The organism is Microbacterium sp. SORGH_AS_1204 (assembly GCF_030818935.1).
Lineage (GTDB): Bacteria > Actinomycetota > Actinomycetes > Actinomycetales > Microbacteriaceae > Microbacterium.
Window position 1 is genome coordinate 772555 of record NZ_JAUTBD010000001.1, and the last position, 26119, is coordinate 798673.

27 protein-coding genes and 2 pseudogenes are annotated in these 26119 nt (G+C 70.3%); 13 read left to right on the plus strand and 16 right to left on the minus strand.

All coding sequences use genetic code 11. The features are described from left to right. Positions 1-212 precede the first annotated feature (212 nt). The 5 genes from QE410_RS03555 to QE410_RS03575 all read right to left on the minus strand — a co-directional run bounded on the left by QE410_RS03555 (position 213) and on the right by QE410_RS03575 (position 3126). Positions 213-413 (minus strand): zf-TFIIB domain-containing protein, encoded by a 201-nt coding sequence (locus QE410_RS03555; protein WP_307327929.1) that lies wholly within the window; start codon positions 411-413, stop codon positions 213-215. A gap of 168 nt (positions 414-581) precedes the next feature. Then, on the minus strand, positions 582-965 hold the full coding sequence (locus QE410_RS03560) for a hypothetical protein (protein WP_307327932.1): 384 nt from the start codon (positions 963-965) through the stop codon (positions 582-584). After that, on the minus strand, positions 962-1954 hold the full coding sequence (locus tag QE410_RS03565) for a hypothetical protein (protein ID WP_307327935.1): 993 nt from the start codon (positions 1952-1954) through the stop codon (positions 962-964). The genes QE410_RS03560 and QE410_RS03565 overlap by 4 nt, the downstream gene beginning before the upstream one ends. Continuing rightward, complete coding sequence (locus QE410_RS03570) at positions 1941-2459, minus strand: RNA polymerase sigma factor (protein WP_307327939.1); 519 nt, start codon at positions 2457-2459, stop codon at positions 1941-1943. The genes QE410_RS03565 and QE410_RS03570 overlap by 14 nt, the downstream gene beginning before the upstream one ends. A 277-nt stretch (positions 2460-2736) precedes the next feature. Beyond that, entirely contained in the window at positions 2737-3126 is a 390-nt protein-coding gene (locus tag QE410_RS03575; protein ID WP_307327943.1) for a PaaI family thioesterase, read from the minus strand. Between the two features lie 120 nt (positions 3127-3246). Between QE410_RS03575 and QE410_RS03580 the strand changes: the two genes are divergently transcribed. Continuing rightward, positions 3247-4569 (plus strand): MFS transporter, encoded by a 1323-nt coding sequence (locus QE410_RS03580; protein WP_307327947.1) that lies wholly within the window; start codon positions 3247-3249, stop codon positions 4567-4569. A gap of 176 nt (positions 4570-4745) precedes the next feature. Here the strand turns inward: QE410_RS03580 and QE410_RS03585 are convergent, their stop codons facing one another. From QE410_RS03585 to QE410_RS03605, 5 genes are all read right to left on the minus strand, one after another. Continuing rightward, positions 4746-5369 (minus strand): TetR/AcrR family transcriptional regulator, encoded by a 624-nt coding sequence (locus QE410_RS03585; RefSeq protein WP_307327950.1) that lies wholly within the window; start codon positions 5367-5369, stop codon positions 4746-4748. A gap of 12 nt (positions 5370-5381) precedes the next feature. Continuing rightward, a complete protein-coding gene (locus QE410_RS03590; RefSeq protein ID WP_307327953.1) occupies positions 5382-6788 on the minus strand; it encodes an NAD(P)/FAD-dependent oxidoreductase in 1407 nt (468 codons plus the stop codon). 75 nt (positions 6789-6863) lie between these two features. Continuing rightward, on the minus strand, positions 6864-7133 hold the full coding sequence (locus QE410_RS03595; RefSeq protein ID WP_307327958.1) for a hypothetical protein: 270 nt from the start codon (positions 7131-7133) through the stop codon (positions 6864-6866). A gap of 61 nt (positions 7134-7194) precedes the next feature. Continuing rightward, on the minus strand, positions 7195-8037 hold the full coding sequence (locus QE410_RS03600; protein ID WP_307327961.1) for an NAD(P)-dependent oxidoreductase: 843 nt from the start codon (positions 8035-8037) through the stop codon (positions 7195-7197). A gap of 113 nt (positions 8038-8150) precedes the next feature. Then, positions 8151-8555, minus strand: coding sequence for an Asp23/Gls24 family envelope stress response protein (locus QE410_RS03605; protein ID WP_307327964.1), 405 nt, complete (start codon positions 8553-8555; stop codon positions 8151-8153). A gap of 122 nt (positions 8556-8677) precedes the next feature. Here QE410_RS03605 and QE410_RS03610 point away from each other — a divergent pair, with 122 nt between their 5' ends. From QE410_RS03610 to QE410_RS03635, 6 genes are all read left to right on the plus strand, one after another. Next, a complete protein-coding gene (locus QE410_RS03610; protein WP_307327966.1) occupies positions 8678-9220 on the plus strand; it encodes an RNA polymerase sigma factor in 543 nt (180 codons plus the stop codon). Between the two features lie 5 nt (positions 9221-9225). After that, on the plus strand, positions 9226-9798 hold the full coding sequence (locus QE410_RS03615) for an Asp23/Gls24 family envelope stress response protein (protein WP_307327969.1): 573 nt from the start codon (positions 9226-9228) through the stop codon (positions 9796-9798). Beyond that, positions 9795-10115: a hypothetical protein gene (locus QE410_RS03620; protein WP_307327971.1), complete on the plus strand. Its 321-nt coding sequence runs from the start codon at positions 9795-9797 to the stop codon at positions 10113-10115. The genes QE410_RS03615 and QE410_RS03620 overlap by 4 nt, the downstream gene beginning before the upstream one ends. A 69-nt stretch (positions 10116-10184) precedes the next feature. Continuing rightward, positions 10185-11033 (plus strand): SDR family oxidoreductase, encoded by an 849-nt coding sequence (locus QE410_RS03625; protein ID WP_307327974.1) that lies wholly within the window; start codon positions 10185-10187, stop codon positions 11031-11033. 126 nt (positions 11034-11159) lie between these two features. Further along, on the plus strand, positions 11160-12164 hold the full coding sequence (locus QE410_RS03630; RefSeq protein WP_307327978.1) for a pyridoxal-phosphate dependent enzyme: 1005 nt from the start codon (positions 11160-11162) through the stop codon (positions 12162-12164). After that, positions 12161-13321: a cystathionine gamma-synthase gene (locus QE410_RS03635; RefSeq protein ID WP_307327981.1), complete on the plus strand. Its 1161-nt coding sequence runs from the start codon at positions 12161-12163 to the stop codon at positions 13319-13321. Before QE410_RS03630 ends, QE410_RS03635 begins: the two co-directional genes overlap by 4 nt. Positions 13322-13578: 257 nt before the next feature. Here QE410_RS03635 and QE410_RS03640 read toward each other — a convergent pair whose 3' ends face one another. After that, positions 13579-14214: an NADPH-dependent F420 reductase gene (locus QE410_RS03640; RefSeq protein ID WP_307327984.1), complete on the minus strand. Its 636-nt coding sequence runs from the start codon at positions 14212-14214 to the stop codon at positions 13579-13581. A 316-nt stretch (positions 14215-14530) separates the two neighbouring features. Between QE410_RS03640 and QE410_RS03645 the strand changes: the two genes are divergently transcribed. Further along, positions 14531-14800 (plus strand): hypothetical protein, encoded by a 270-nt coding sequence (locus QE410_RS03645; protein ID WP_307327989.1) that lies wholly within the window; start codon positions 14531-14533, stop codon positions 14798-14800. Positions 14801-14935: 135 nt separating this feature from the next. Here QE410_RS03645 and QE410_RS03650 read toward each other — a convergent pair whose 3' ends face one another. After that, positions 14936-15496 carry a transposase gene (locus QE410_RS03650; protein ID WP_307327992.1) on the minus strand — a complete coding sequence of 187 codons (561 nt, stop codon included), beginning with the start codon at positions 15494-15496 and terminating at the stop codon, positions 14936-14938. A gap of 324 nt (positions 15497-15820) precedes the next feature. Between QE410_RS03650 and QE410_RS03655 the strand changes: the two are divergent. The 4 genes and pseudogenes from QE410_RS03655 (at position 15821) to QE410_RS03670 (ending at position 18638) form a co-directional block, all read left to right on the plus strand. Further along, positions 15821-16619, plus strand: a pseudogene (locus QE410_RS03655) (sulfite exporter TauE/SafE family protein). Between the two features lie 32 nt (positions 16620-16651). Next, positions 16652-17101, plus strand: a complete 450-nt coding sequence (locus tag QE410_RS03660) for a MaoC family dehydratase N-terminal domain-containing protein (RefSeq protein ID WP_307327995.1) — start codon at positions 16652-16654, stop codon at positions 17099-17101. Further along, positions 17098-17502 (plus strand): MaoC/PaaZ C-terminal domain-containing protein, encoded by a 405-nt coding sequence (locus QE410_RS03665; RefSeq protein ID WP_307327998.1) that lies wholly within the window; start codon positions 17098-17100, stop codon positions 17500-17502. The genes QE410_RS03660 and QE410_RS03665 overlap by 4 nt, the downstream gene beginning before the upstream one ends. Beyond that, on the plus strand, positions 17502-18638 hold the full coding sequence (locus QE410_RS03670; protein ID WP_307328001.1) for a UDP-N-acetylmuramate dehydrogenase: 1137 nt from the start codon (positions 17502-17504) through the stop codon (positions 18636-18638). Before QE410_RS03665 ends, QE410_RS03670 begins: the two co-directional genes overlap by 1 nt. 72 nt (positions 18639-18710) lie before the next feature. Here QE410_RS03670 and QE410_RS03675 read toward each other — a convergent pair whose 3' ends face one another. From QE410_RS03675 to aceA, 4 genes and pseudogenes are all read right to left on the minus strand, one after another. Next, positions 18711-18995, minus strand: coding sequence for an endonuclease domain-containing protein (locus QE410_RS03675; RefSeq protein ID WP_307334330.1), 285 nt, complete (start codon positions 18993-18995; stop codon positions 18711-18713). Positions 18996-19755: 760 nt separating this feature from the next. After that, positions 19756-20956: pseudogene (locus tag QE410_RS03680) on the minus strand (pyridoxal phosphate-dependent aminotransferase). A 240-nt stretch (positions 20957-21196) separates the two neighbouring features. Beyond that, positions 21197-22810 carry a malate synthase A gene (aceB, locus tag QE410_RS03685; RefSeq protein WP_373459359.1) on the minus strand — a complete coding sequence of 538 codons (1614 nt, stop codon included), beginning with the start codon at positions 22808-22810 and terminating at the stop codon, positions 21197-21199. A 215-nt stretch (positions 22811-23025) separates the two neighbouring features. Beyond that, positions 23026-24342 carry an isocitrate lyase gene (gene aceA, locus QE410_RS03690; RefSeq protein ID WP_307328007.1) on the minus strand — a complete coding sequence of 439 codons (1317 nt, stop codon included), beginning with the start codon at positions 24340-24342 and terminating at the stop codon, positions 23026-23028. A gap of 128 nt (positions 24343-24470) precedes the next feature. On the opposite strand from aceA, the gene QE410_RS03695 reads away from it, so the two are divergent. Next, positions 24471-25946 (plus strand): helix-turn-helix transcriptional regulator, encoded by a 1476-nt coding sequence (locus QE410_RS03695; protein ID WP_307328011.1) that lies wholly within the window; start codon positions 24471-24473, stop codon positions 25944-25946. Positions 25947-26119 lie beyond the last annotated feature (173 nt).

Genomic DNA, 26119 nt, shown 5'->3' on the forward strand with positions numbered 1-26119 from the left:
ATGCCGCGGGGCGGGGGGTGCCGCGGGGGCAGGCGTGCCACGGGGGCAGGGGTGCCGCGGGGGCGGGGGATGCCGCGGGGGCACGGGGTTGCCACGGGGGCGGGGGATGCCGCGGGGGCGGGGGATGCCGCGGGGGCGGGCGATCCCACACGGAGCGGGGGATGCCGTGTTCCGCAGCATCCCCCGCTCCGTCGTCGTGAGAGCGCCCGGGTCTAGAACTCTTCGGCCCAGCGGTCCCGGGGACGGTCGTCATCGTCGTCGCGCGCGGCGCCCGCAGGCGACCACTCCAGCTGGAACCCGCACTCCCGGCATTCGTCGGCACCGCCGCCCTGTTCGAGCAGCGGATGCATCGTCACGCCGCAGGAAGGGCAGATCGGCTGCGCGTCGTCGTCGTAAGGGTCTCGGGAGATCATGGCCGTTCCGCTCGTGCCGATGGGGCCGGCAGGTCTCGCCGGACGTCGAGAAACGACAACGTCACCGCCTCTCGGCGTCTTCCCGCCGACGCGTAGCGGCGAGCATCGGCGACGGGTTCGTCGTCGCGGTTCCGGCCGTGGGGCCGCGCGTTCCCGCCGAGAGCTCGGTCAGGGAACGCAGCGCACGTCGGCGACCGTACCCGACACGTTCGCCCACGAACCGGCGATCGCGGTGGCCAGTACCGAGCCCGATGACGACCGCGCCTGTGCGTAGCCGGCCGAGCGCGCATTGGCGATGGAGCGCACCGTGATTCCGGGGGCGTACGTGCCGCACGTCGACCACGACACACGAGTACCCGACAGGCTCGTTCCGTTGAAGGCGCAGACGTTGCCGGTGGCGCAGCTGCCGACGGCCCGCTCCTCGGCGGTGGGCACGTCGATGCTCATGCCGAGCTCGGGCCATTCGGCGTGCGTCGAGTCGATCACGACACCGCCGGGCACTTCCTTCAGCGCGGCGGCGATGTCGGGGTGGAGATCATCGGGAGCGGTCATTGCGGGGCGTCCTTTCTGTCGCGCACATCCCACAGGATGTAGTCGGTGATGCTTCCGGCGGGGAGCTTGAGGTTCGGGTTGTCGTCGACGAGCGCCGATTCATAGCCGATGATGCGGCCGGTCTCGGTCGACAGCAACAGGGAGACGTCAACGTTCGCGGGGCCCGAGGGGATGCCGCCCAGCCCGACCACCGGGCGCCCGAGGCGATCGTGAGCGGTACCCAGCACGCGCAGTCCGGGGGCCGCGGCGACGACATCGAGCAGAGCCGACTGCTGGGCGCCGGTGAGCGTCCACTCCGCTTGCAGCGAGCGCGCCGCGAGCATCGCGTCCCCCGCGGTGAACTGCTCGTCCACGCCCGCCGAACTCCTCACGATCGACCGCATCGCGTCGGCCGTCGGCGCGGGCGCCTCGCGCACGAGCGGCGAGAACTGATGCTGCACGAAGTGCACATCGCCCACGACGGTGCCGGGTGTCGGGTCGTCGGCGGGTACGGTGTCGCCGTCGGCGTTCGTCGCCTCCGCGGCCGTGGTGACGATCGAGCCCGAGAGGTCCTCGTTCCACCGCAGGTCGATCCACTCCCGGCGGAAGACGGTGGCGGTGGCGTCGTCGGGCGAACCGCTGAAGTACCACCCCAGCGAGAGTGAACGGCGTTCCGGCATGAGCGGGGTCGTCGACTCGGCGAGTCGCCTCTGCGCGTCGGCGATGACGCCCGACGCATCGTCCGCGACGGCGGAGTACACCAGCGGTTTGGGTGTGAGGGCGGATGCCGCGGGTGCCGGCATCCACAGAACCCCCGTGACGATGGTGAGCACGAGCATCACGGCGGCAGCGGCCGAGACCCAGGCGAGCGCGGGGCGTCGCCTGCGGGCGGGCCGCCGGCCCATGATCTCGCGGAGGCGGCGTTCGGCGTCGAGCGGAACGGGGGCGTCCGCAGGGGTCTGCGCGGGATCGAGGCGGCTCATCAGGCGGCCGAGGTCATCGTCGCTCATCGCACACCGCCTCGTTCGTCGGGGCGACAGCGGGCTTCAGCAGGGGGCGCAGGCGTGTGCGCAGGCGATTGAGTCGCGTCCACACCGCGCCCTCGGTCATGCCCAGCACCACCGCCACATCGCCGGCCGACAGCTCCTCCCAATAGGACAGCCAGAGGATCTCGCGATCGCGTTCGGGCAGCTGGCGGATGAGGTCGAGCAGATGCCCGACCATCGCCGGCTCGGCCTCGCTCGAGAGGGTGCGCACGTGATCTTCGATGTGCGTCCACAGGGCCCCCTCCCGGTCTCGTCGTCGGTATTCGTTCGCAATGAGATTGCGTGCGGTGCGGTACAGCCAGGGCAACCCGAACGGATCACGCGGATCGCGTTTGCGCCAAGCGATTTCGAAGCAGTCCATGGTGAGGTCGGCAGCGGCCTCGCGATCGGAGACGCGCCGTTCGATGAAGCGGAGAACGGCGTTGTAGTGCTCGCGGAAGAGCGCCACGAACTGCGATTCGTCGATCACCGCTGTGCATCTCCGTGCGTGCGAAAGGGCTGTGTCAGGACGAGGCCGATCCTTACACGCCGATGTGACGAAAAAAATCTCGATGACACCGTAAGGAATGTCGCCCGGCAGACACTCCAGTGGTGGGGGTGGGTGTCTTCTCTGGCTTCGAGACGGCACCCGCATGCCCGTCGACAGATGTTCGGGACTGACCTCGGCGGGCGAGGGGTTGCACTGCGTGGGGGTAGTGCAACCCCTCGGATCTCCGCCACCCGTCCAGGATGCCAGAGCGCCGGCGTCAGTCCGGATCGACGATCAGGTTCGTGATGCGCGCCGTGGCGACGAGCCGGTCGGCGTCATCACGCACGACGATGTCGTACGTCGCCACGCGGCGGCCCCGGTGCGCCGGTGTCGCGACGGCGCGGATTCGACCGTCGCGGGCACCACGGTGGTGGGTGATGTTGAGGTCGACCCCGACGCAGACCTTGCCGAGGGTCGACGCGTGGATCATCGCCGCCCATGACCCGACGGCCTCGGCGAGGGCCGCGGTCGCGCCGCCGTGCAAGCGCCCGAGCGACTGCGTGTTCCCCTCGACGGGCATCCACGCGTCGACGCGATCCGCCGACTGCGCGGTGACGGTGATGCCGAGTCGCTCGTCGAGGGCGCCCGGAACGATCGTCCACGTCATCGTGTGCTCCTTTCCTCGCCCTCTTGTCGGACGGGCGCTCCTCTGACATTATTACTGAACGTTCGGTCGGTAACAGTGTCGATCGACGTCCCATTCGCCCCACGGAACGACGGAGTTCTCATGGCCTCGCAGACAGCGGCATCCGCACCCCCCACCGCCGGCGTCACCCGGGAGGAGCGCCGCGTGCTCGCCGGCACCCTCGTGGGCACCTCGATCGAGTGGTACGACTTCTTCATCTACGCCCAGGCGGCGGGACTCGTGCTCGCCCCGCTCTTCCTCGCACCCCTGGCCCAGAGCGATCCCGCCATCGCCCAGGTGCTGTCGTGGGCGACGATCGGCATCTCGTTCCTGTTCCGCCCGCTCGGGGCGGTGGTCGCCGGTTACCTCGGCGACAAACTCGGGCGCAAGAAGATGCTGGTGCTGACCCTCATCATGATGGGCGTGTCGACGGCGCTCATCGGCCTGCTGCCGACCTACGCCGCCATCGGCATCGCCGCGCCCATCCTGCTGATCCTGCTGCGTGTGCTGCAGGGCTTCTCGGCCGGTGGCGAGTGGGGCGGGGCGGCGCTGCTCTCCGTCGAGCACGCCCCCGTGAACCGCCGCGGATACTTCGGCGCCTACCCGCAGATCGGTGTGCCGGTCGGCATGATCCTCGCCACCGCGACCCTCTGGGTGCTCACCTCGTCGATGTCGGCCGAGGCGTTCCTCGAGTGGGGGTGGCGCGTGCCCTTCCTGTTCTCGATCGTGTTGATCGTGGTCGGCTACGTCATCCGGCGCGCGGTCGAGGAGAGCCCCGTCTTCGAAGACCTCGTGCGCCGCCGCAAGGAGTCGTCGGCGCCGCTCGGCCAGCTGTTCCGCAAGAACTGGCGTCAGGTCGCGCTCACCGCGTTCGTCTTCATCGGCAACAACGCCGCCGGGTACCTGCTGATCGCGTTCTTCGCGACGTACTCGGTGTCGGTTCTCGGGCTCGAGCGTCCGACCGTCCTGCTCGCCACGACCCTGGCATCCTTCGGTTGGCTCGGCTTCACGCTGTGGGGCGGGTGGCTGTCCGATCGCCTCGGCCGCGTGCGCACCTTCCAGCTCGGCTACCTGCTGCTGGCCGTCTGGGCCGTGCCGATGTGGTTCCTCATCGACACTGCGAACATCGTCTGGTACTTCGTCGCCCTGTTCGTCATGACCCTCGGCCTCGGCCTGTCGTACGGACCGCAGGCGGCGCTGTACGCCGAGATGTTCCCTGCCAACGTGCGGTACTCCGGCGTCTCGATCGGCTACGCGCTCGGCGCCATCATGGGCGGTGCCTTCGCCCCGATGATCGCCGAGGCGCTGTTGCGTTCTACGGGGGCATCGTGGACGATCGGTGTCTACATCGCCGTGGCCGCCCTCGTCTCCCTCGCCGCCGTCTCGATGATCCCCGAGCCGAAGGGCGTCGACCTGCGGGCCTGATGCCGGATGCCGCGAGGGGCCCCGCGCGTCGGCGCGGGGCCCCTCTGCGTCGTCGGGGGCGTCAGATCCCGCGATCGGTGGGCGCGCACGCGCTGTCCGGCTAAGGGGGGACCTCGACCCCGGCGTGTTGGCTCGGCGCGGGGCAGGACGCCCCGGGCGTGCGGCGCCGCGCCGCGTCAGGACGTGCGCAGGCCGTCGAGCGCGATGCGCACGATGTCGGCGCCCAGACGCCCGCCGTCGACACCGCCGCCCGGGCGGTACCACTCGACGACCGAGTTGATCATGCCGAACATCAGGCGTGCGGCGACGGCGGCGTCGACGTCGTCGCGTACGTCCCCCTCGGCCTGGGCTTCGGCCACGAGGTCGGTGACGCGGTGATCGAACACGCGGCGGCGTTCGAGCGCCGCCTGCTCGACGGGACCGTTGCCGCGCACGCGCAGCAGCAGGGTGACGGAGGGCAGCTGCGCCACGAGCACGTCGGTGGCGCCGGTGAGCACGAAGCGGAGGCGATAGGATGCCGCTCCGGCCGAGGCCCGGGGGTCGTCGAGCACGGCCTCGAGACCGCCGAGAGCTGTCTCGAGCGCCGTCGAGAGCAGCTCTTCTTTCGACGAGAAGTGGTGGTACAGCGCCGACTTCGCAAGTCCCAGGCGTCGTGCCAGATCGGACACGCTCGTGGCGTCGTACCCCTGCTCGTTGAACAGCTGCACGGCCACGGCGAGGATCCCGTCGCGGTCGTACCCGGGTCGTCCCCGCCGGGCGGGGGCGTCGGCGGTCGTCGTGGCGGAGTCGGCGGCGGTCACGATGTCAGTGTGTCACTCCAGCAGCGCGGGGGCGTCGGCGTGCAGCAGCGCCCGTGCCGCGTTGCCGATCACCGCGCTGTAGGTGGGGTAGGCGAAGCGCACCCCGGCGAGGGTGGCGACATCGATCCCCGCAGCCATCGCCGTGGTCACCGACTGGATGACCTCGACCGCGTTCTCGCCCACCGCGTGCGCCCCGAGTACGAGTTCGCGTCGGCGGTCGGCGATGAGCATGAGGAAGCCGCTCTCGCGGTCGTCGATCACCGCGCGGTCGAGGTCGGCGAAGCGCACCGTCGCCACGACGCACGAGGGGTCGCGGTCACGGGCCTGTTCCTCGGTGAGGCCGACGCCGGCGTAATCGGGGTCGGTGAACCCTCCCGCGGGCAGCAGGTGGTGGGGCGTGCGGCGGTTGGCGCCGAGCACCGCGTTCTCGGCGGCGGCTTCGCCCTCGAACTGGGCCGCCTGCACGAGCATGTCGCGGCCGTTCGCGTCGCCCACGGCGAGGATGTGCGGCACGACCGTGCGGAAGTAACGGTCGACGGGGATGGCTGAGCGCTCCACGGCGATGCCCGCACGATCGAGACCCAGGTCTTCGACGTCGGCGGGCCAGCCGGTGGCCATGATGACCACGTCAGCGTCGACGGTGCGGGTCTCGCCGTCCTCGCGCCAGGCGAGGCGGATGGCGCCGTCGTGCTCGTCGAGGCGTTCGACCGTTTCGATCCCCGTGTGCACGTCGATGCCGTGCGCGGCGAACGACTCGGCGATCGTGGTCGAGATGCGGGCATCGGATGCCATGAGCACGCGCGGAGCGACGTCGAGCAGCGTGACCTCCGACCCGAAAGAACGGAACACGGTGACCAGCTGCGCGCCGGTGTTGCCCGCCCCGATGACCGCGACGCGCCGCGGGAGCTCTGTCAGCGACAGCACGTCTTCCGGCACGGTCGCGAGCTCCGCACCCGGGATCGGCAGGCGCCGGGAACGCCCGCCCACGCACACGAGGATCGACTCCGCGCGTACCCGCCGCCCGCTGTCGAGCTCGAGGGTGTGGTCGTCGACGAAGCGCGCGCGCCCCTCGTGGATCAGGTCGATGCCGGCGGCGGCGAAACGCTCCGCCTCGCGCTTGATGGAGCGCACGGCATCCACCCGCTCGCGCACCCGCGCCACCACCGCCGGCCAGTCCACGCGCGGTTCGTCGACGACGATCCCGTAGTCGTCGGCGGACCGCGTCTCGCGCATGAGCCGGGCGGCCTTCGCCAGCACGCGCGTGGGGACGCAGCCCGTGTTGACGCACGTGCCGCCGACGCGGCCGGCCTCGAGCACCACGACCGCGGCGCCGAGCTCGGCCGCTCGCAGCGCGGCGGCGGTTCCGGCCGGTCCCGCGCCGATCACGGCGATGTCGTAGCTGTCGGCGTCGTCGTTCACGGTGTTCCTCCCGGCTGGTCGATGACCCCAGTCAAGCCCGCGTCCGCGGCGGCGCCGCGGGGCTTGCGCCGCGGGTCAGAACCCCTCGTAGATCTCGGTCGCCGACAATCCGGTGCCGCTGAGCGCGTGCACCCCCGGGGCCGGGTGCAGCTCGAACGTCTCGCCGTCGAACAGCAGCACGGCGGTGTAGTCGCCCCGGGTGTCGAGCTTCAGCTCGTAGCGCCCGGTGTCGATCAGCCGCAGGGTCACCACCGCACCACTGCGCGCCAGAAAGCTGACTTCTTTCTCTTGCGCGGTGGGCAGCGGGATGACCGGCTGCTCATCGTGCGCGGGGGAGTCCGGCATCACGTGCTCCTTCTCGGTCGCCGCCGCCCGACGGATGGACGCCGTGGCGAGGGCGGGGGCCTCAGCGGTGATCGCGCCACGAGTGCTGGGGGTCGTACCCCAGCACGCGTCGCGCCTTGTCGATCGACAGCAGGGTGGTGTTCTCGCCCAGCTCTCCCCGGGTCTCGACGCCGGGGAAGACCTCGGCGACCAGCTCGGCGTTCGCGCGCGTCATCACCGTGTCGGCGGCGGCGATGATGAACGTGTCGAAGCCGGCCGGTGCGGTCTCGAGGGCGCGTTCGATCGCCTGCGAGCCGTCGCGGGCGTCGATGTAGCCCCACAGGTTCCACTTGCGCGTGCGCGCGTCGGCATCGAAGGGGAACTCGGCGTAGTCGTCGGGCACCATGACGTTCGAGAAGCGCAGCGCCATGATCGACAGCTCGGGGTTCCAGCGCACCAGCTCGGTCGCGAGGCGCTCCTCGAGGGTCTTCACGAGGGAGTAGACCGACTCGGGCCGCGGGGCGTACTCCTCATCGACGGGGATGTACGGCGGCGGCACGTCGAAGGGCAGCCCCAGCACGGTCTCGCTCGAGGCGTAGACGATCTTCTGGATGCCGAGCCGCACGGCCGCCCAGAACACGTTGAACGTGGCGGTCATGTTGTTGTGGAAGGTCGCGATGTCGGAGCGGATGCCGGGGGCGGGGATCGCCCCGAGGTGAACCACGGCGTCGAAGCCCGTGTGCTGGTCGTCGACGCCGGCCAGCGCGTCGATCACCTGGCCGTAATCGGTGAGGTCGATCTGCACGAAGCCGGGCCCGCGCTCGCCGTGGAGGTCGAGGCCGATGACGTCGTGGCCCGCTGCGCGAAGTTCGCGCGAGACGACGGTGCCGAGTTTGCCGGACGAACCGGTGAGGGCGATGCGCATGGGGGTCCTTCGGATCGGGGATGAGATCGAACGTAGCGCCGGTCTCCGACATCACGCGGTGGGTTGACGGCGAACGGCCCGCGAGCCGGTACCGGCGGGCCGTTCGCAGCGTGTCAGTGGACGCGCGCCTCGTCCTGCTCGTCGTCGTCATCGCCGGGGATGAACACGTCGACCACGGTCACGTTGACCTCGACGACCTTCATGCCGACGATCTCGGTGATCGCCTGCTCCACGGCCGAGCGCACGTTCGCGGCGACGCGCTGGATGCGCTCGGGGTAGTCGACCTGGATGGCGATGTCGGCGGCGACCTCGGTCTCGCCGACCTCGACGCTCACGCCCTGTGCGTAGTCCTTGGCGCCCACGGCCTGGCGGATGTTGCCGATCACGCGGGCGGCGCCGCCACCGAGGGCGTGGACGCCCGGCACCTCGGCCGCGGCGATGCCGGCGATCTTGGCGACGACGGGGTCGACGATGACGGTCTTGCCGCCGTCGGTGCGGGTGGGGGCGTTATGTGCCATGAGCAGGGTCCTTCCGTCAAGCTCCGAACCCCCGTACGGCCCGAGGTGTTTCGCTATGAGGACGAGCCGGGTTCGCGAAACGTCACGGATCCGCGGCTGGAAATCCGCTGACAGGAACTGCGATGCCCTCTTTGTCCTCCGCCACCGACGCGTTCCTCGCGTCGCGCGCGGCCGACGGCGATCAGCTCGCCTTCGGGGTGCTGGTGCGCCGGCACGCCCCCTTCCTCGTCGCCTTCGCGACGAGGCTGACCGGCTCGCGTGCCGACGCCGACGACTGCGTGCAGGAAGCGCTCATCACCGCGTGGCGCCGGTTGCCCGATCTGACCGACCCCGAGAAGGTGCGCAGCTGGCTCACGACCATCGTGTCGCGCAAGGCGACCGACCGGATGCGCTCGCGCAAGATCTCCGAACAGATCGACGATCAGATGGTCTCGGCGAACGATGACCCCGAACGTGCGGTTGTGGCATCGTCGCAGATGGACGCTCTGAAGAAGATCCTCGGCGACCTGCCGGAGGAATTGCGGGTCGTCTGGGTGCTGCGCGAAGTCGGCGGACACAGCTACGACGAGATCGCCATCGAGGTCGGGGAGAGCGCGGCGACCGTGCGTGGTCGTCTGGCCCGCGCCCGCAAGACCGTCTTGGAACGCATGCAGGAATGGAGGTGACCGGTATGAGCGAGCACAGCGACGACATCGGAGGCTCGGGGTATTCCCTCGAGGATCTCTCGGCGTACCTCGACCGCGGGCGGACCCCCCGCATCCCTGCCATCGAGCGCAACGCCGAGTGTCAGGCCATCCTGGCGTCCATGGAACGGATGGGGCGTCTGTCGCGCGAGATCGTCGAGGAACAGGCCGCCGAGCCCCTCGCCGACTCCTGGTACGACAGCATCATGCGCCAGGTCATGCGCGAGTTCCGCGCCGGCCGTGACATTCCGCTCGCCCGTGCCGAGGACGGCACCGAGATCGTCGTCACCGAGGGGGCGCTGTACGAACTGATCCGCAGCGTCGGCGACGGCGTCGAGGGCGTTCTGGTCGGGCGCGTGCGCCTCGATCAGCCGGAGCCGAGCGCGCCGCTCGACGTGCGCGTGACGGTCAGCGTGCGCTTCGGTCGCGCCATGACCGTCGCGGTCGATGAGATGCGCGACGGCATCCGCTCCGCCATCGAGCAGCACGGCGAGCTCAAGGTGGGTCGTGTCGACGTCACCGTCGGCGATGTGCACACGGACGAGGGAGAAGACGAATGACCCCCATCACCGCCGCTGAACTGGCGCCGCGCGTCGACCTCGCCGTGACGGCCGTCGAGGGTGTGCGCGAGGTGTATTCCGCCCGCCCGGTCGTGGCTCGCGCCTTCGAGCGCGTCACCGAGGTCGAGGGCTCGCTCGCGGCCGTCGATGAGGCCGGGGGAGCCCGTGCGATCACGGTGTGCATCGGCGTCTCGCGAAGGGACGACGCGGCCGCGGTGGCCGGCGCGGTCGCGGCGGCCGCGCGCGGCGCGGGAGGAGACGACACGCCCTCACGTGTCCGGGTGCGCGTGGCGCGGCTGGTCGTCCCCGCAACCTGAGCGTTTCACGGTTTCGGGGTCGTCGGCGGCTTACGCTGGGAGCACCGCTCGCTCGTTCCCGGAGGCCGAATGCCCACGCCGCCCGTCATCGCCGTCACCGGTTCCACCGGCGCCGTAGGAGGTCGGGTCGCACGCGACCTCGCCGCCCGTGGCATCCCCCAGCGCCTTCTCGTGCGCGATGCCTCGCGCGCGCCGTCGCTCGAGGGGGCGGACGTGCACGTCGCCCGCTACTCCGACGCGGACGCCGCCCGTGCGGCCCTGCAGGGGGTGCACACGCTCTTCATGGTCTCGGCATCGGAGACCTCCGACCGGGTGGAGCACCACCGCACCTTCGTCGAGGCCGCGGCGAGCGCGGGGGTCCGCTCCATCGTCTACACGTCGTTCCTCGCGGCGGCCCCCGACGCCGTGTTCACTTTGGGGCGCGATCACGCCGCGACCGAGGAGATCATCCGCTCGTCGGGCATGAGCTGGACGTTCCTGCGTGACAACTTCTACATGGACATGATGGAGCTCTTCGCCGGCGACGACGGCGTGATCCGCGGTCCCGCAGGGCAGGGGCGCTGCTCCCTCGTCTCGCGCTCCGACGTCGCCGCCACCGCGGTGTCCGTCCTGCTCGATCCTGCCGCGCATGTCGACGCCGCCTACGATCTCACCGGTCCCGAGGCGCTGACGATGGCCGAGGTGGCCGAGAAGATCTCCGCCGTGCGCGGTCACCCGGTGCGCTTCGTCGACGAGAGCGTCGACGAGGCCTACGCCTCGCGTGCGGCGTTCGGCGCCCCGCGCTGGCAGGTCGACGCGTGGGTGAGCACCTACACCTCCATCGCGAGCGGCGACCTCGCCGGTGTCTCGGACGACGTCGAGCGTGTGACCGGCCGCCGAGCGCAGAGTTTCGAGGAGTTCCTCGGCGCCGTGTCGTGACCGGCGGGAGTCGGGGTATGCTGGCCGCGTGCTGACCTGTCGCTGTTGTCGCTGAACGCCTCTCGCGTTCCTTTCGACGACCCCGTCAGCCGCGCCTTCCGGCGCCTTCATCCCCAGGACTCCATCGTGCGTTACGCCCAGAGCGTGGCCGACCTCGTCGGCAACACCCCCCTCGTTCGTCTGACTCGCGTCACCGACGGCATCGCCGCCACGGTGCTCGCCAAGATCGAGTACTTCAACCCCGGCGGCTCGGCGAAAGACCGCATCGCCGCCAACATCGTGGACGCCGCCGAGCGCGACGGTCTGCTGCGCCCCGGCGGAGTGATCGTCGAGCCCACCAGCGGCAACACCGGCGTGGGCCTCGCCCTCGTCGCGCAGCAGCGCGGATACCGCTGCGTCTTCGTGGTGCCCGACAAGGTCGCCGACGACAAGCGCGCGGTGCTCCGGGCCTACGGCGCCGAGGTCGTGGTGACCCCCACGAACGTCGAGCCCGACGATCCGAACTCGTACTACAGCGTGTCCGACCGGCTCGTGCGCGAGATCCCGGGCGCGTTCAAGCCCAACCAGTACGCCAACCCGAACGGTCCCCGCAGCCACTACGAGACCACCGGACCCGAGATCTGGCGCGACACCGACGGTCGGCTCACGCACTTCGTCGCGGGCGTCGGCACGGGGGGCACCATCACCGGCACCGGCCGCTATTTGCGCGAGGTCGCCGGAGATCGCGTGCGCATCGTCGGCGCCGACCCGGTGGGATCGATCTACTCGGGCGACGACATCCACGGCTACGACGTCGAGGGCGTCGGCGAAGACTTCTGGCCCCCGGCGTTCGACCCCACCCTCGTCGACGGGTACGAGCGCATCTCGGATGCCGAGTCGTTCGCCATGACGCGGCGCCTCGCCCGTGAGGAAGGGCTGCTCGTCGGCGGCTCGAGCGGCATGGCCGTGGTCGCTGCCCTTCGCGTCGCCCGCGACCTGCCCGCGGATGCCGTGGTGGTCGTGGTCCTCCCCGACCACGGGCGCGGTTATCTCAGCAAGATCTTCGACGACGACTGGATGATGCAGCGCGGCTACGACGTTGCACCCGTGGCATCCGTCATCCCCCCGAGCACCCAGGAGCACTCCGCATGAGCACCCACGACGCCGCCCGCGGCTTCGACAGCCTCGCCGTCCACGCCGGACAGCAGCCCGACGAGACGACCGGCGCGGTCATGCCGCCGATCCACGTCTCGACCACGTACGCGCAGGACGGCATCGGCGGACTCCGCGGCGGCTATGAGTACGGTCGCAGCGGCAACCCCACCCGCACCGCGCTCGAGACGCAGATCGCGGCGCTCGAGGGGGGTGTGCGCGCTCTCTCGTTCGCCTCGGGCCTCGCCGGTGAAGACGCGTTGCTGCGCGCGGCACTCGTCCCCGGTGACGAGGTGCTGCTCGGCAATGACGTCTACGGCGGCACGTACCGCCTGCTCGCCCGCGTGCTGGGCCCGTGGGGCGTGAAGCTGCGCGTGGTCGACATGAGTGACCTGGATGCCGTGGCCGCGGCCATCGAAGAGCGCGCGCCGAAGATGGTGTGGGTCGAGACGCCCAGCAACCCGATGCTGCGCATCACCGACATCGAGGGTCTCGCCCGTCTCGGTCACGCGGCCGGCGCCATCGTCGTCGTCGACAACACCTTCGCCTCGCCCGCGCTGCAGCGCCCGATCGCCCTCGGCGCCGACGTCGTCGTGCACTCGGCGACGAAGTACCTCGGCGGCCACAGCGACGTCGTGGGCGGGGCCCTCGCCTTTGCCGACGCGGAGCTCGCCGAGAAGACGCAGTTCCTGCAATTCGCCGCCGGCGCGGTGTCGGGGCCCTTCGACGCCTACCTCACCACGCGCGGCATCAAGACGCTCGGCATCCGGATGCAGCGTCACAGCGCCAACGCGCAGGCCGTGGCCGAGCACCTCGCCGGCCACGACCGCGTCGCACAGGTCTACTACCCCGGACTGCCCTCGCACCCCGGGCACGAGCTGGCTGCGCGCCAGATGAGCGGCTTCGGGGGCATCGTCTCGCTCGCTCTCGCCGACGGGGCCGCCGCCCGCCGCTTCGCGGAGTCGACGCGCCTGTTCACGCTGGCGGAATCGCTCGGCGGTGTCGAGTCGCTCGTGAACTACCCGGATGCCATGACGCACGCCTCCGTCCGCGGAACCGAGCTCGCAGTGCCCGACACCATCGTGCGCCTGTCGGTCGGCATCGAGTCGGTGGACGACCTGGTCGCTGACGTCGACCAGGCGCTCGCCGCGCTCTGACCCGGGCTGCGGGGCGGGCGTAGCGTCCGGCGTCGGGTTCTCGCGGCGCGGCGTCGTTCCGGCGCGCGTGGCACCCGGCATCCATGAATGAACGCGATCCGCGCGCATAAACACGTGGAGAGGGTGTTTATGCGCGCGGATCGCGTTTATGGGTCTGCCGCGCGCCGCCGTCGGCGCCCGTGCCGCCGCCAGCGACAGCGCCCGCGCCGCGCCGTCGCCCGCGCCGCGCCGCCGCCGGCGTCGGGCGCGACGTGCGCTCAGCGCTCGGCGCGGGCCAGGTTCTGCTCCAGCTCGGCGGCGTTCTGCCGCACGACGTATGCCGGCTGGTCGCGCTCGACGCGCCAGCTCTCGCTGAGCGCGCCGATGTCGACGGTGTCGAACCCGAACTCGTCGTAGATGCGGGTGACCAGGGCGACCGCCTCGGCGGAGTCGCTCGAGGTCGCCAGTGCGCGCCGATTCTCGGTCCCGGCGGGGGAGCCGTCGGTGAGGATGTCGGCGGCCATGATGTGGTTGAACGCTTTCACGACGGTCGAGTCGGGCAGATGCTCCTGGAGCATCTGCGAGGTGGTGGTCTTCTTCTCATCGAGGTCGGCGATGTGCCCATCGCGCTCGAAGTAGTAGTTGTTGGTGTCGAGCACCGTCTTGCCGCGCAGCGGCTCGACGGGCACCTCGCGGTACGCCTTCAGGGGCACGGTGACCACCGCGATGTCGGCCGCTTCCGCGGCTTCCGTCGCCGTTGCGGCCCGCACGCCGTCGCCGATGGATGCCACGAGATCGGCGAGCGTCTCGGGCCCGCGCGAGTTGGCGATGACCACGTCGTATCCGTGGTCGATGAAGCCCTTCGCGAGGGCCGTGCCGATGTGTCCTGCTCCGATGATTCCTACGGTCGTCATGCCGGGAACAACCGCGCGGACCGCGATGGGAATTCCCGCGGGGGAGATAGGCAACAGCGACTAAATAATTAGTAGTTCTAGATACTCTTGTCAACCCTGGTCTGTGCGCGGACGGCCGGACGTACATTCTTCCTGTCGCACCCTCACGCGAGTGGTCGCCGGCCGGTGTTCGGGTCACCGTCCAGCTTGACCTGTGAGGGCGACGGCCCCCGGTGGACGCGGCTTCGGACCACCGGGGGCCGCTTCTTTTCCGGGTCCATTCGTCACGGCTCCGTCAGACGTGGCTTATAGGCAAGAACGTGGGGATGGCTCGGGCGTGTCATCCTCGTCCAGCCCACCCGATTCGCATCCAGAGGCCTTCCTCGGCGTTGAGGGCGGTGTCGTAGAGCGGTGGTGCTTCGGTGTCGTCGGGCTCGGGGGGTGGGCTTGCGAGGGCGGGTTTGGTTGCGTGTCGGTGTGCGTGTTCGAGGGGGATCTCGTGCAGCAGGAGGAACCATTCGACGGCTTTGCGGCGGTGCGCGGTGGGCATACCGCGGTGGTGGCGCAGGAGGTGTCGGATCTGACTGTTCAACCCTTCGAGGCGTGAGGTGGTGCGGGGGTTGCCGTGCGTGAGGGTGGTGAAGACGTGCCCGCTCTCGGCGGCGCGGTGAAGGATGTTCCAGGCGCGGCGGAGTTTGAAGTGGGTGTATCCGAACTGTCCGTTGGCGTAGAGGGTGCGTTCTTAGGTGAGGTGCCCGTGGGTCTGCCACCAGGCTTGCAACGAGAGCCGCCAGGCGATGGCGTCGTCGATGGTGTAGATCGCGGTCAGGGCGAGAGCGATCTGTCGGAGGTCACGGCCGGCGCGGGTGCGAGGGTTTCGGGTCAGTTCGCGGGTGACGTTCAGTTGCAGGTGAAAGATGCAGCGTTGCACCGCGGTGTCGGGCCAGGTGGCGGCCAGGGCGGAACGGATGCCGGAGCCGCCGTCGGTGACGACGACAACCGGTGGCGGGACTTGTTCGAATAGGGCGGTCCATGCGGCGGTGGATTCTCGGGCGCACCACTGCCAGGCGAGGACGCGTCCGGTGCCGGATTGGGCGATGAGAAGGCACCAGGAACCGATCCAGACGCCGTCGACGAGGACGACATCGTGGATCTCCCCGGTGATGGGCATGACCGGTTGCAAGCTCCAGCACCAGGCGGTGGCGTGACGGAACGAGCGCCCGGTTCCGCCGCCGATTTCGGCTTGCGTGGCCTTGCCCGTCAGCCACCGCAGGAAACGGCGCAGTTGCTCGCGTTCGCTCACGTCACGTCGGGAGCGAACGGATGACGCGCCGCAGTCGGCGCATCGCCACCGCTGTGTCCCGGCGGCGGTCTTACCGTTTCTCACGAGCCGAGCACCGCATATCACGCACAGTGCCTGATTCGAGGGAAGGTCCACGCCTAAGCGTCGCGGACCATGCGCAACCCGGATTCACCGCGTCATCACGCGGCTAAATCAACACCCCATCCACACGTTCTTGCCTATAACCCTCAGACGTGCGTCCACGGACAGCCCCCCGGCAATGGGAGACTGGGGCGTCGGCGACACCTGGATCGCCGTGAACGTCTTGCGAAGGATCCCGCACCCGTGACCAGCGAAACCCGCCAAGCCCGCTCCGTCCGCTTCTACGTCGTCTGCATTGCGGTGGGACTTCTCGCGGGCCTGTTGTCCGGGCTCTTCGGCGTCGGTGGCGGCACGGTCATCGTGCCCCTGCTGTGTGCTGCTGCTCGGCTTCAACCAGCGGCTGGCCGCGGGCACGTCGCTCGCGGCCATCGTTCCGACGGCATCCGTGGGTGTGATCTCGTACGCGGTGCACGGGTCGGTCGCGTGGATCCCGGCGCTCATCCTGGCCGCGGGAGCGGTGATCGGCGCGCAGATCGGCACCTGGCTGCTGCCGAAGCTCTCGCAGACCGCCCTGCGGTGGTCGTTCGTGACGTTCCTCGCGGTCGTCATCGTCAGCCTGTACTTCGTCATCCCCTCGCGCGACGCCGAGCTGGTGCTCACGTGGATCACGGGGCCGCTGCTGGGCGTGCTCGGTGTGATCACCGGCATCCTCGCCGGCCTCCTCGGCGTCGGCGGCGGCATCATCGTCGTCCCCGCGCTCATGCTGCTGTTCGGCACGAGCGACCTCGTCGCCAAGGGCACGTCGCTGCTCATGATGATCCCCGCCGCGATCTCGGGAACCGTCGGCAACGTCCGCCGCTCCAACGTCGACCTGCGCGCGGCGGCGTGCGTGGGGCTCGCGGCCTGCACGACGACCGCGCTGGGCGCGTTCATCGCCACGCTCGTCGACCCGTTCGTCGGCAACGTGCTCTTCTCGCTGTTCCTCGTCTTCATCGCTGTGCAGATGGCGATCAAGGCCGTGAAGGGACGCCACCAGCGCTGAGGGTTCGCCGGCGCCGTCGGTAGACTGACCGGATGCCCGTGAACCCCGAACTGCTCGGTCGCGCCTTCCCGCCGACTGCGCCGTACCTGGTCGGTCGAGAGAAGGTGCGCGAGTTCGCGCGCGCCGTCTTCGCCGACGCCCCGCAGTACGTCGACCCCGATGCCGCTCGCGCGCTCGGCTACGCCGACGTCGTCGCGCCGCCGACCTTCGCCATCGTCATGCAGGACCTCACGCTGCAGCAGATGCTGGCCTACCCGCAATCCGGCATCGAGCTCTCGCGCGTGGTGCACGCCGAGCAGCGCTTCCGTTACACGCGTCCCATCGTCGCCGGCGACGAACTGATCGCGACGTTGACGGTCGCGGGCATCCGCGCGATGGGCGGCAACGCCATGGTCACCATGGAGGCCGAGGTCGTGGATGCCGACGGCGCCCACGTCGTGACCACCACCAGCGTTCTTCTCGTGGGGGATTCCGACGCATGAGCAGTTTCACCGTGGGCCAGATCATCGCCGAACGCTCCGTGCACCTGACGCGGGAGTCGCTCGTGCGCTACGCCGGGGCGTCGAACGACTTCAACCCCATCCATTACAACGACGACATCGCCGCTGCCGTCGGCCTGCCGGGCGTGCTCGCGCACGGCATGCTCACGATGGGGATCGCCGTCGGCATCGTCTCCGATGCCGTGGGGGATCCCGCTCGCATCACCGAGTGCGGAGTGCGGTTCACGCGCCCCGTGGTCGTCGACACCGAAACCGGCGCCGACATCCATGTGAGCGCTAAGGTCGCCACCGTCGACGACGACGTCGCACGCGTCGACCTCACCGTGACGTTCGCTGAGACCACCGTGCTCGGCAAGGCGCAGGTGCGGGTTCGGGTGAGCTGATGCCCGAGGTCGCCCCCGTCCCGCTCTCGCAGCTGACGACGCTGCGCACCGGCGGCGAGCCGGCGCGTCTCGTCGAGGTGCACTCCGCCGACGACCTGTCACGCGCGTTGCGCGAGGTGTGGGCCGCCGGTGAGCCGTGGCTCGTGCTCGGCGGCGGGTCGAACCTCTTCGTGGGCGACGAACCCTTCGACGGCACGGTCATCCGCGTGCGGTCGACGGGTATCGAAGAACTCCCCGGGGCGCGGGCGGGCACCGTCCGACTTCGCGTCCAGGCCGGGCACGACTGGGATGCGCTGGTCGCCGAGACCGTCGAGCGGGGTCTCGCGGGCATCGAGGCGATGTCGGGCATCCCGGGCACGGTCGGTGCGGCGCCGGTGCAGAACATCGGCGCCTACGGTCAGGAGATCGTGCAGACGCTCGTCGAGGTGGAGCTGATCGACGAGGCCACCGGCGACGTCTCGGTCGTCCCCGCGGTCGAGCTGGGGCTCGGCTTCCGCACTTCGGTGCTGAAGCAGCACTACGGCTCCGTTCCGGAGCGCTCCGCCGTCATCCTCTCGGTGACGATCGAACTCGAGCGCGTCGGCGACGGCGAGCGGAGCATCGCGGGCGACCAGCTGCGCTCGGCCCTGGGGCTGGATGCCGCTGACACGGTGTCTTTGCGCTGGATCCGCGACCACGTGCTCGCGACCCGCGCCCGCAAGGGCATGGTCCTCGACGCCGAAGACCCCGACACCTGGAGCGCGGGCTCGTTCTTCCAGAACGCCATCGTGTCGGAGGCGTTCGCGCGGACGCTGCCCGCGGCGTGTCCGCGGTGGCCGATGTCGCCGGTGCTCGATCCGGTGACGGTCATCCCGCTCGCCGCGTTCGACGGCATCCTGCCCCCGCCTCCCGTGGAGCATCGGGAGGTGAAGGTGAGCGCGGCGTGGCTGATCGAGAACGCCGGACTCTCGCGCGGGTTCCGCTTCCCGCGCTCGCGCGCCGGGTTGTCGACGAAGCACACGCTCGCGTTGACCAATCGCGGCGAGGCGACCGCCGCCGAGATCGCCGAACTCGCCCGCTTCGTGCAGAGCCGCGTGGCGGCGGAGTTCGGCCTGATCCTGCAGCCCGAGCCCGTCCTGGTAAACGTCGAGCTCTAACCCCCCGTTCTGCGCGCGTGAGGGGTCAAGAACTGTCGCCGAAACGTGCCCCGGGCGACACAGATTGACCCCTCACGCGGGAGCGGGGGCGCCCTGGGCGAGGAGCCGGCGCACACGTGCGAGAAGAGCCGTCGGGTCGTCGAAGTCGCGGGCGGTCACTGTGGTGAAGCGGTAGCCCAGCGATTCCAACTCGGCGCGCCGCACCTGGTCCCTGCTCCATTGGTCCGCGTCGCGGTGATGGTCTCCGTCGTACTCGATGATCAGTCGGGCGTGCCGGTAGAGGAGATCGACCCGCGCGACGAAGCGCTGCCCGTGGAAGATCTCGACGTTGCACTCGGGCTCCGGCAGTCCGGCCATCACGAGCAGCACTCGCAGTTCGGTCTCTCGCGGTGACTCCGCCCGGTCGTTGGCGAGGTCGATCGCGAGTCGTCGCGCTTTCGACCCTCTGCCGCCGAGGAAGCGTCGGTGGATGCACTCGAGTTCCTCGCGCGACGCAAGAGGACTCCGGTGGGAGATCAGGCGGTCGGAGATCGCGGTCAGCTGTGGAACCGAGAGCGATGCGGCAAGCTCCGCCCAGGTGCGCAGAGGCGACGTGCAACGGATGCCGTTGACGACGACGATGTCGCGAGCATCGACGAGCAGCCGCCTGCCCACGGTTCCGGGCCGCCGGATTCGCACGTGGTCGTGAGGGACGCCGACGACCGGTGTCTTCTGCGCCTTCGACGCGACAGAGGACGGCAGGGGGAGTCCCTGGAGGAGCGCGGCGGTCGGCCCGCAGAAGAAGGCGGAGGCGGGGAGCGCGCGCAGAAGCGCGCCGAGCCGCTCGTGATCCTCGTGATCGTGCGTGACCCGCATGCCGCGATAGGGCATGGACCACGCGGCTGAGCGGAGGGTGCTCGCAGACAGGCCCGCGCTTCGGGCCTCGGCCACGGTGAATGCGGGTGAGGGAGCGAGAGAAGCGGGAGAGCGGGGAATCGGCATCCGTCATAGTGCCTGCAACCGGTCGCCCGTCGTGTGCGTTCTCCACAGGCAGACGCGCGAGGGGTCAATCTTTGTCGCCGAGCGGGCAGCTCGGCGACAGAGATTGACCCCTCACGCGATCTGGGCGCCGCGGAGGTCAGGCGAAGAGGCGCTGGAGGCGCTGGACGCCCTCGAGGAGCTGCTCGTCGCCGAGGGCGTACGACAGGCGCAGGTAGCCGCTCGGGCCGAAGGCCTCGCCGGGCACGACGGCGACCTCGGCCTGCTCGAGGATGAGGTCGGCGAGCTCCAGCGACGTGGTGGGGGTCACCCCGCCCCACGAACGGTTCAACAGCGCCCTGCACGTCGGGGTACACGTAGAACGCGCCGAGCGGGTTGGGCACCTCGACGCCGTCGATCTTCGACAGCTCCGACACGATCAGCCGACGCCGGCGATCGAACGCCAGGCGGAACTGCTCCGCCTCGTCCTGCGGGCCGTTCAGAGCTGCCGCGGCGGCGCGCTGCGCGACGTTGTTGACGTTGCTCGACAGGTGCGATTGCAGGTTGGCGGCGAGCTTCATGGCATCCGCCGGTCCCACCATCCAGCCCACGCGCCATCCGGTCATGGCGTAGGTCTTGGCCACGCCGTTGAGCAGGATCGTCTGATCGGCGAGTTCGGGGACGGCCTCCACGATCGAGACGGCGCGCACGCCCTCATAGGTGAGGTTCTGGTAGATCTCGTCGGTGATGACCCAGATGCCGTGCTCGAGCGCCCAGCGGCCGATCTCGGCGGTCTCCTCGGCCGTGTAGACCGAGCCGGTCGGGTTCGACGGCGACACGAAGACGAGCACCGTCGTCTTGTCGGTGCGGGCGGCCTCGAGCTGGGCGACGGTGACCTTGTAGTCCTGGTCGGCACCGGCGAACACCTCGACGGGCGTGCCGTCGGCCAGGGCGATCGCTTCGGGGTAGGTCGTCCAGTAGGGCGCGGGCAGCAGCACCTCGTCGCCGGGGTTCACCACGGTCTGGAACGCCTGGTACACCGCCTGCTTGCCGCCGTTGGTCACGATGACCTGCGACGGGGCGACCTCGAGGCCCGAGTCGCGCAGCGTCTTGGCGGCGATGGCCTCGCGCAGCACCGGGAGCCCTGCGGCGGGGGTGTAGCGGTAGTTCGCGGGGTCGTGCAGCGCCTCGGCGGCGGCATCCACGATGAACGACGGGGTCGCGAAATCCGGCTCGCCCGCGGCATACGAGATCACCGGGCGACCGGCGGCCTGAAGGGCCTTGGCCTTGGCATCGACCTTGAGGGTCGCCGACTCGGCGATGGCGGACAGCTTGCGAGAGAGCGGGGCACGGGAAGTCACGGTTCCGAGCCTAGTGTTTCGCCCCGGCGCGCCGAGGGGCAGATCGCCGATCCCATCCTTGGCAGGAATGGCTATACCGCACCCCGCGCCCCGCGTCTCCGCCCGTCGCCCCGCACCCCGCGCGCCATATCCCCGCCCGTCGCCTCAGCACCCCGCGTCTCCGCCGGTCGCCCCGCACCCCTGGCGCCGCGCGCCACGGCGCCCCTCCCGCCGATCGCGGAAGGGGCGCCGTGCCCGGGGTCAGTCGAGGTACTTCGCGTACGCCGGCAGGGTGAGGAAGGCCGGGAACTCTTCGCGCAGCGCCACCTCGCGGAACACCTCGGCGGCGTCGTCGAAGCGATCGCCGTCGAAGCGCTGCGCCTCGGCGAGCACGTCGGCGATCAGGCCCTCGACGAAGGAACGCGTGATGGCGGTGCCGTCGGCGGTCTCGCGGTCCTGGTGGATCCATTGCCAGATCTGCGAGCGTGAGATCTCGGCGGTCGCGGCGTCTTCCATGAGGTCGTCGATCGCGACCGCGCCGAGGCCCCGCAGCCATGCCTCGATGTAGCGGACGGCCACCGACACGTTCCCGCGCACGCCCGCCGTGGTGATCGGCAGGCCGATGCGCAGATCGAGCAGGTCTGCGGGGTCGACCAGCACCTCCTCGCGGGTGCGCCCGAGTTGGTTCGGCTCCTCGCCCAGGACCGCGTCGAACTCGGCGCGCGCCACCGGGATGAGGTCGGGGTGAGCCACCCAGGTGCCGTCGAACCCGTCGCCGGCCTCGCGCCGCTTGTCGGCGGCGACCTTCTCGAACGCCGCCTGCGTCACATCGGGGCGCCGACGGTTGGGGATGAACGCGCTCATGCCGCCGATGGCGTAGGCGCCGCGCTTGTGGCACGTCTGCACGAGCAGTTCGGTGTAGGCCCGCATGAACGGCACCGTCATGGTCACCTCGCTGCGGTCGGGCAGCACGAAGCGCGCCCCGCGCCCACGGTAGGTCTTGATGATCGAGAAGATGTAGTCCCAGCGTCCGGCGTTGAGACCCGCGCAGTGGTCGCGGAGGGCGAACAGGATCTCCTCCATCTCGAACGCCGCGGGAAGCGTCTCGATGAGCACGGTGGCCCGGATGGTTCCGTGCGTCAGACCCAGGCGCTCCTCGGTGAACGAGAACACGTCATCCCACAGCCGCGCCTCCTCGGCCGACTCGATCTTCGCCAGGTAGAAGTACGGCCCCCGGCCCGCCGCGATCAGGGCGTGGGCGTTGTGGAACACGTACAGCCCGTAGTCGACGAGGGATCCGGATGCCGGCAGCTCGCGACCCGCGCGATCGGTGAACGTCACGTGCTTCTCGGGGAGGTGCCACCCGCGCGGTCGCATCACGATGGTCGGGGTGCGCTCGGCCGTGACCTCGTAGCGCTTGCCCTCGGGGCTCGTGAACGACAGCTGCCCGCGGATGGCGTCGTAGAGCGAGAGCTGCCCGCCGATGACGTTGCGCCAGGTGGGGCTGGTGGCATCCTCCTGGTCGGCGAGCCACACCCGCGCGCCGGAGTTCAATGCGTTGATCGTCATCTTCGGGTCGGTGGGCCCGGTGATCTCGACGCGGCGGTCCTCGAGGCCCGGGCCCGCTCCGGCCACGCGCCACGATGGATCGTCGCGGATGTGGGCGGTGTCGGCGCGGAAGTGCGGGTCGTCGCCGTTGCCGATCTCGAACCGGCGACGCAGGCGCGCGGCGAGCCGGTCGTGACGGCGCCGGGCGAAGCGGTCGTGCAGCTCGGTGAGGAAGGCGATGGCCGCCGGGGTGAGGATCTCGGCGTCCCGTCCTTCGAGGGGCCGCTCGAGGCGCAGGTGCGGGACGGATGCCGGAGTGCTCGGCATCCGGGACTCTGCGGGGTACGCGCGGGTCGGGGTGGGCGGGGGAGAGGTGATGAGTGTCATGGTCGTGGCTTTCTTCTGAGTCAGTGACGAGGGGTGGGCGGCGGGGCGCGAGGTGGTGTCGCGCGGCGGGGGCGCGGGGTGTTGTCGCGCGGCGGGGGCGCGGGGTGTTGTCGCGCGGCCGGGGCGCGGGGTGGAGAGAGAGCGCGGAGCGGCGGTCAGTGGAACTGCGCGGTCTCCGTCGAACCCGCGAGAGCCAGGGTGGCGCTCTCGGGGTTCAGGGCGGTCGAGACGACGTCGAAGTAGCCGGTGCCCGCCTCGCGCTGGTGGCGCGTGGCGGTGTAGCCGTTCGCTTCGGCGGCGAACTCGGCCTCCTGCAGCTCGACGTAGGCGCTCATGGCGCGTTCGGCGTAGCCGCGGGCGAGGTCGAACATGGAGTGGTTGACGGCGTGGAAGCCCGCGAGCGTGATGAACTGGAACGCGTAGCCCATCGCCGCCAGCTCCGCCTGGAACGTCGCGACCTGCGCGTCGTCGAGGTGGCGCTTCCAGTTGAAGCTCGGCGAGCAGTTGTACGCCAGCTTCTTGCCGGGGTAGCGGGCGTGGATGGCCTCGGCGAAACGGCGCGCGAGCTCGATGTCGGGCTCGCCGGTCTCCACCCACAGCAGGTCGGCGTAGGGGGCGAAGGCGAGACCGCGGGCGATGACGGCATCCAGTCCCGGGCGCACCCGGTAGAACCCCTCGGTCGTGCGCTCGCCGGTGAGGAATTCGGCATCCCGCTCGTCGACGTCGCTCGTGAGCAGGTCGGCCGCCAGGGCATCGGTGCGCGCGATGATCACGGTCGGCACGCCCGCGACGTCGGCCGCGAGACGCGAGGCGTTGAGCGTGCGGATGTGCTGCTGGATCGGCACGAGCACCTTGCCGCCGAGGTGGCCGCACTTCTTCTCGCTGGCGAGCTGGTCCTCCCAGTGGATGCCGGCGGCCCCGGCCTGCATGAGCGACTGCGCGAGCTCGTAGGCGTTGAGCGGTCCGCCGAAGCCGGCCTCGGCATCCGCGACGATCGGGGCGAGCCAGTCCTGCGTGACCTCCCCCTCGGCGCGTTCGATCTGGTCCTGGCGCAGCAGGGCGTTGTTGATGCGGCGGACGACGGCGGGCACCGAGTTGGCCGGGTACAGGCTCTGGTCGGGGTAGGTCTGACCCGCGAGGTTGCCGTCCGCGGCGACCTGCCATCCCGAGAGGTAGATGGCCTTGAGCCCGGCGCGCACCTGCTGCACGGCCTGGCCGCCGGTGTAGGCGCCGAGAGCACGGACGTACTCCTCGGTGTGGATGAGGTTCCAGAGGTTCTCGGCCCCGCGGCGGGCGAGCGTCGCCTCCTCGCGAACGGTGCCGCGCAGGCGCACGACGTCGTCGGCCGAGAACGTGCGCTCGATGCCCTCCCACCGGGGGTCGGCTTCCCACGAGGCACGGAGCTCGGCGGCGGTCTCGGTCTGGTCGCCGGGGCGCAGAGCGGGCTGACCGGGGGTGGCCTGGATCGTCATGTCGTCCTCCTTCGGGTGACGGGGCGTCGGTGCCCCGTGACGACAACTGTGAGCGAAGATCACCGCCCTGAAACCGCATCCGCGCTGTGAAGATTGCCCGATCTTCTGCGCCTGTGAGACTCTGGCGTATGGACACCGGCGTCTCGATTTCTTCGGCATCCCTTCCGCTCGACCATGAAGAGGTGGACACCCTCACCATCGGCCGACGCATCCGTCAGCTGCGCACCGCGCGCGGCATGACCCTCGACGACCTCGCCACCGCGGTCGGGCGGGCGCCGAGCCAGATGTCGATGATCGAGAACGGCCGCCGAGAGGCCAAGCTCACGCTGCTCCAGGCGATCGCCCGCGCGCTGGAGTGCAAGCTCGACCAGATCCTGGATGCCGAGCCCCTCGACGCCCGCGCCACGCTCGAGCTGTCGGTCGAGCGAGCGATGCGCGGGCAGACGTTCCAGGCCCTGGGGATTGCGCCGTTCCGCGTCGGACGCGCGGTGCCGGACGAAGCGCTCGCGGCGATGCTCGCGCTGCAGGCCGAGATCGAGCGGCTTCGCGAGGAACGCTCGGCGACCCCCGAGGAGGCGCGGCGCGCCAACGTCGCCCTCCGCCGTCTCATGCGCACCCAGGACAACCATTTCCCGGAGCTGGAGCGCGTGGCATCCGAGATCCGGGAGGCGATCGCGCACCCGGGCGGACCTCTGACCCAGCGCGGGGCGAGCGACATCGCCGCGCACCTCGGCTTCACGCTGCACTACGTGCCCGACCTGCCGTCGTCGACGCGCAGCATCGCGGATGCCAAGAACGGCCGGCTGTACCTGTCGACCAAGGTCGCCAAGGGCGACCCGCGCGCGGCCGTGCTGCAAGCGCTGTCGAGCCGGATCCTCGGCCACGGTGAACCGACCAGCTACGACGAGTTCCTCCGCCAGCGCGTGGAGACGAACTACCTCATGGGGGCGCTGCTGCTGCCCGAAGCCCATGTCGTGCCGGCCCTGCGCGAGGCCAAGGAGCGGCGCGCGATCAGCATCGAGGATCTTCGCGACGCCTATTCGGTGTCGTACGAGACCGCCGCACACCGCTTCACGAATCTCGCGACCGTGCACCTCGGCATCCCGGTGCACTTCCTCAAGGTGCACGAGTCGGGGACGATCACGAAGGCGTACGAGAACGACGACGTGAACTTCCCCACCGACCGCCTCGGGTCGATCGAGGGGCAGATGTGCTGCCGGCGGTGGACGAGTCGTGTCGTGTTCGACGAGGACGACCTGTTCAACCCGTACTACCAGTACACCGACACCGGCAACGGGACGTACTGGTGCACCGCGCGCGTGGAGCAGTCGAGCGAGGGCGCGCACTCGGTGAGCGTGGGGGTGCGCTTCGACGACACGCGGTGGTTCCGGGGCCGCGACACGACGAACCGCGGTGTCTCACGGCACGCGGTCGAGACGTGCTGCCGCCGCGCACCGGCGGAGCTCGAGGCCGCGTGGCGCGGGCAGGCGTGGCCCAACGTGCGCACGCCGCGGACGCTGCTGGCGACGCTGCCGACGGGCGCCTTCCCCGGCGTCGACACCACCGAGATGTACGAGTTCCTCGCCGCGCACGCCCCGTCGTGACCACGCCCCCGTGCACGGCCGCGGCTGGGGTGTCGGTTCCGTGGCGGGTGCGGCGGCTGGGGTGTCGGTTCGCGGCGGGTGCGGCGTGCACAACGGCGGTGGTTTTCGGTGGCGCGCGGGGTGTGGTTGCCGTGGGGCGGCGTGTCGGTGGAGATTCCTGCTGTTGTGCTCGG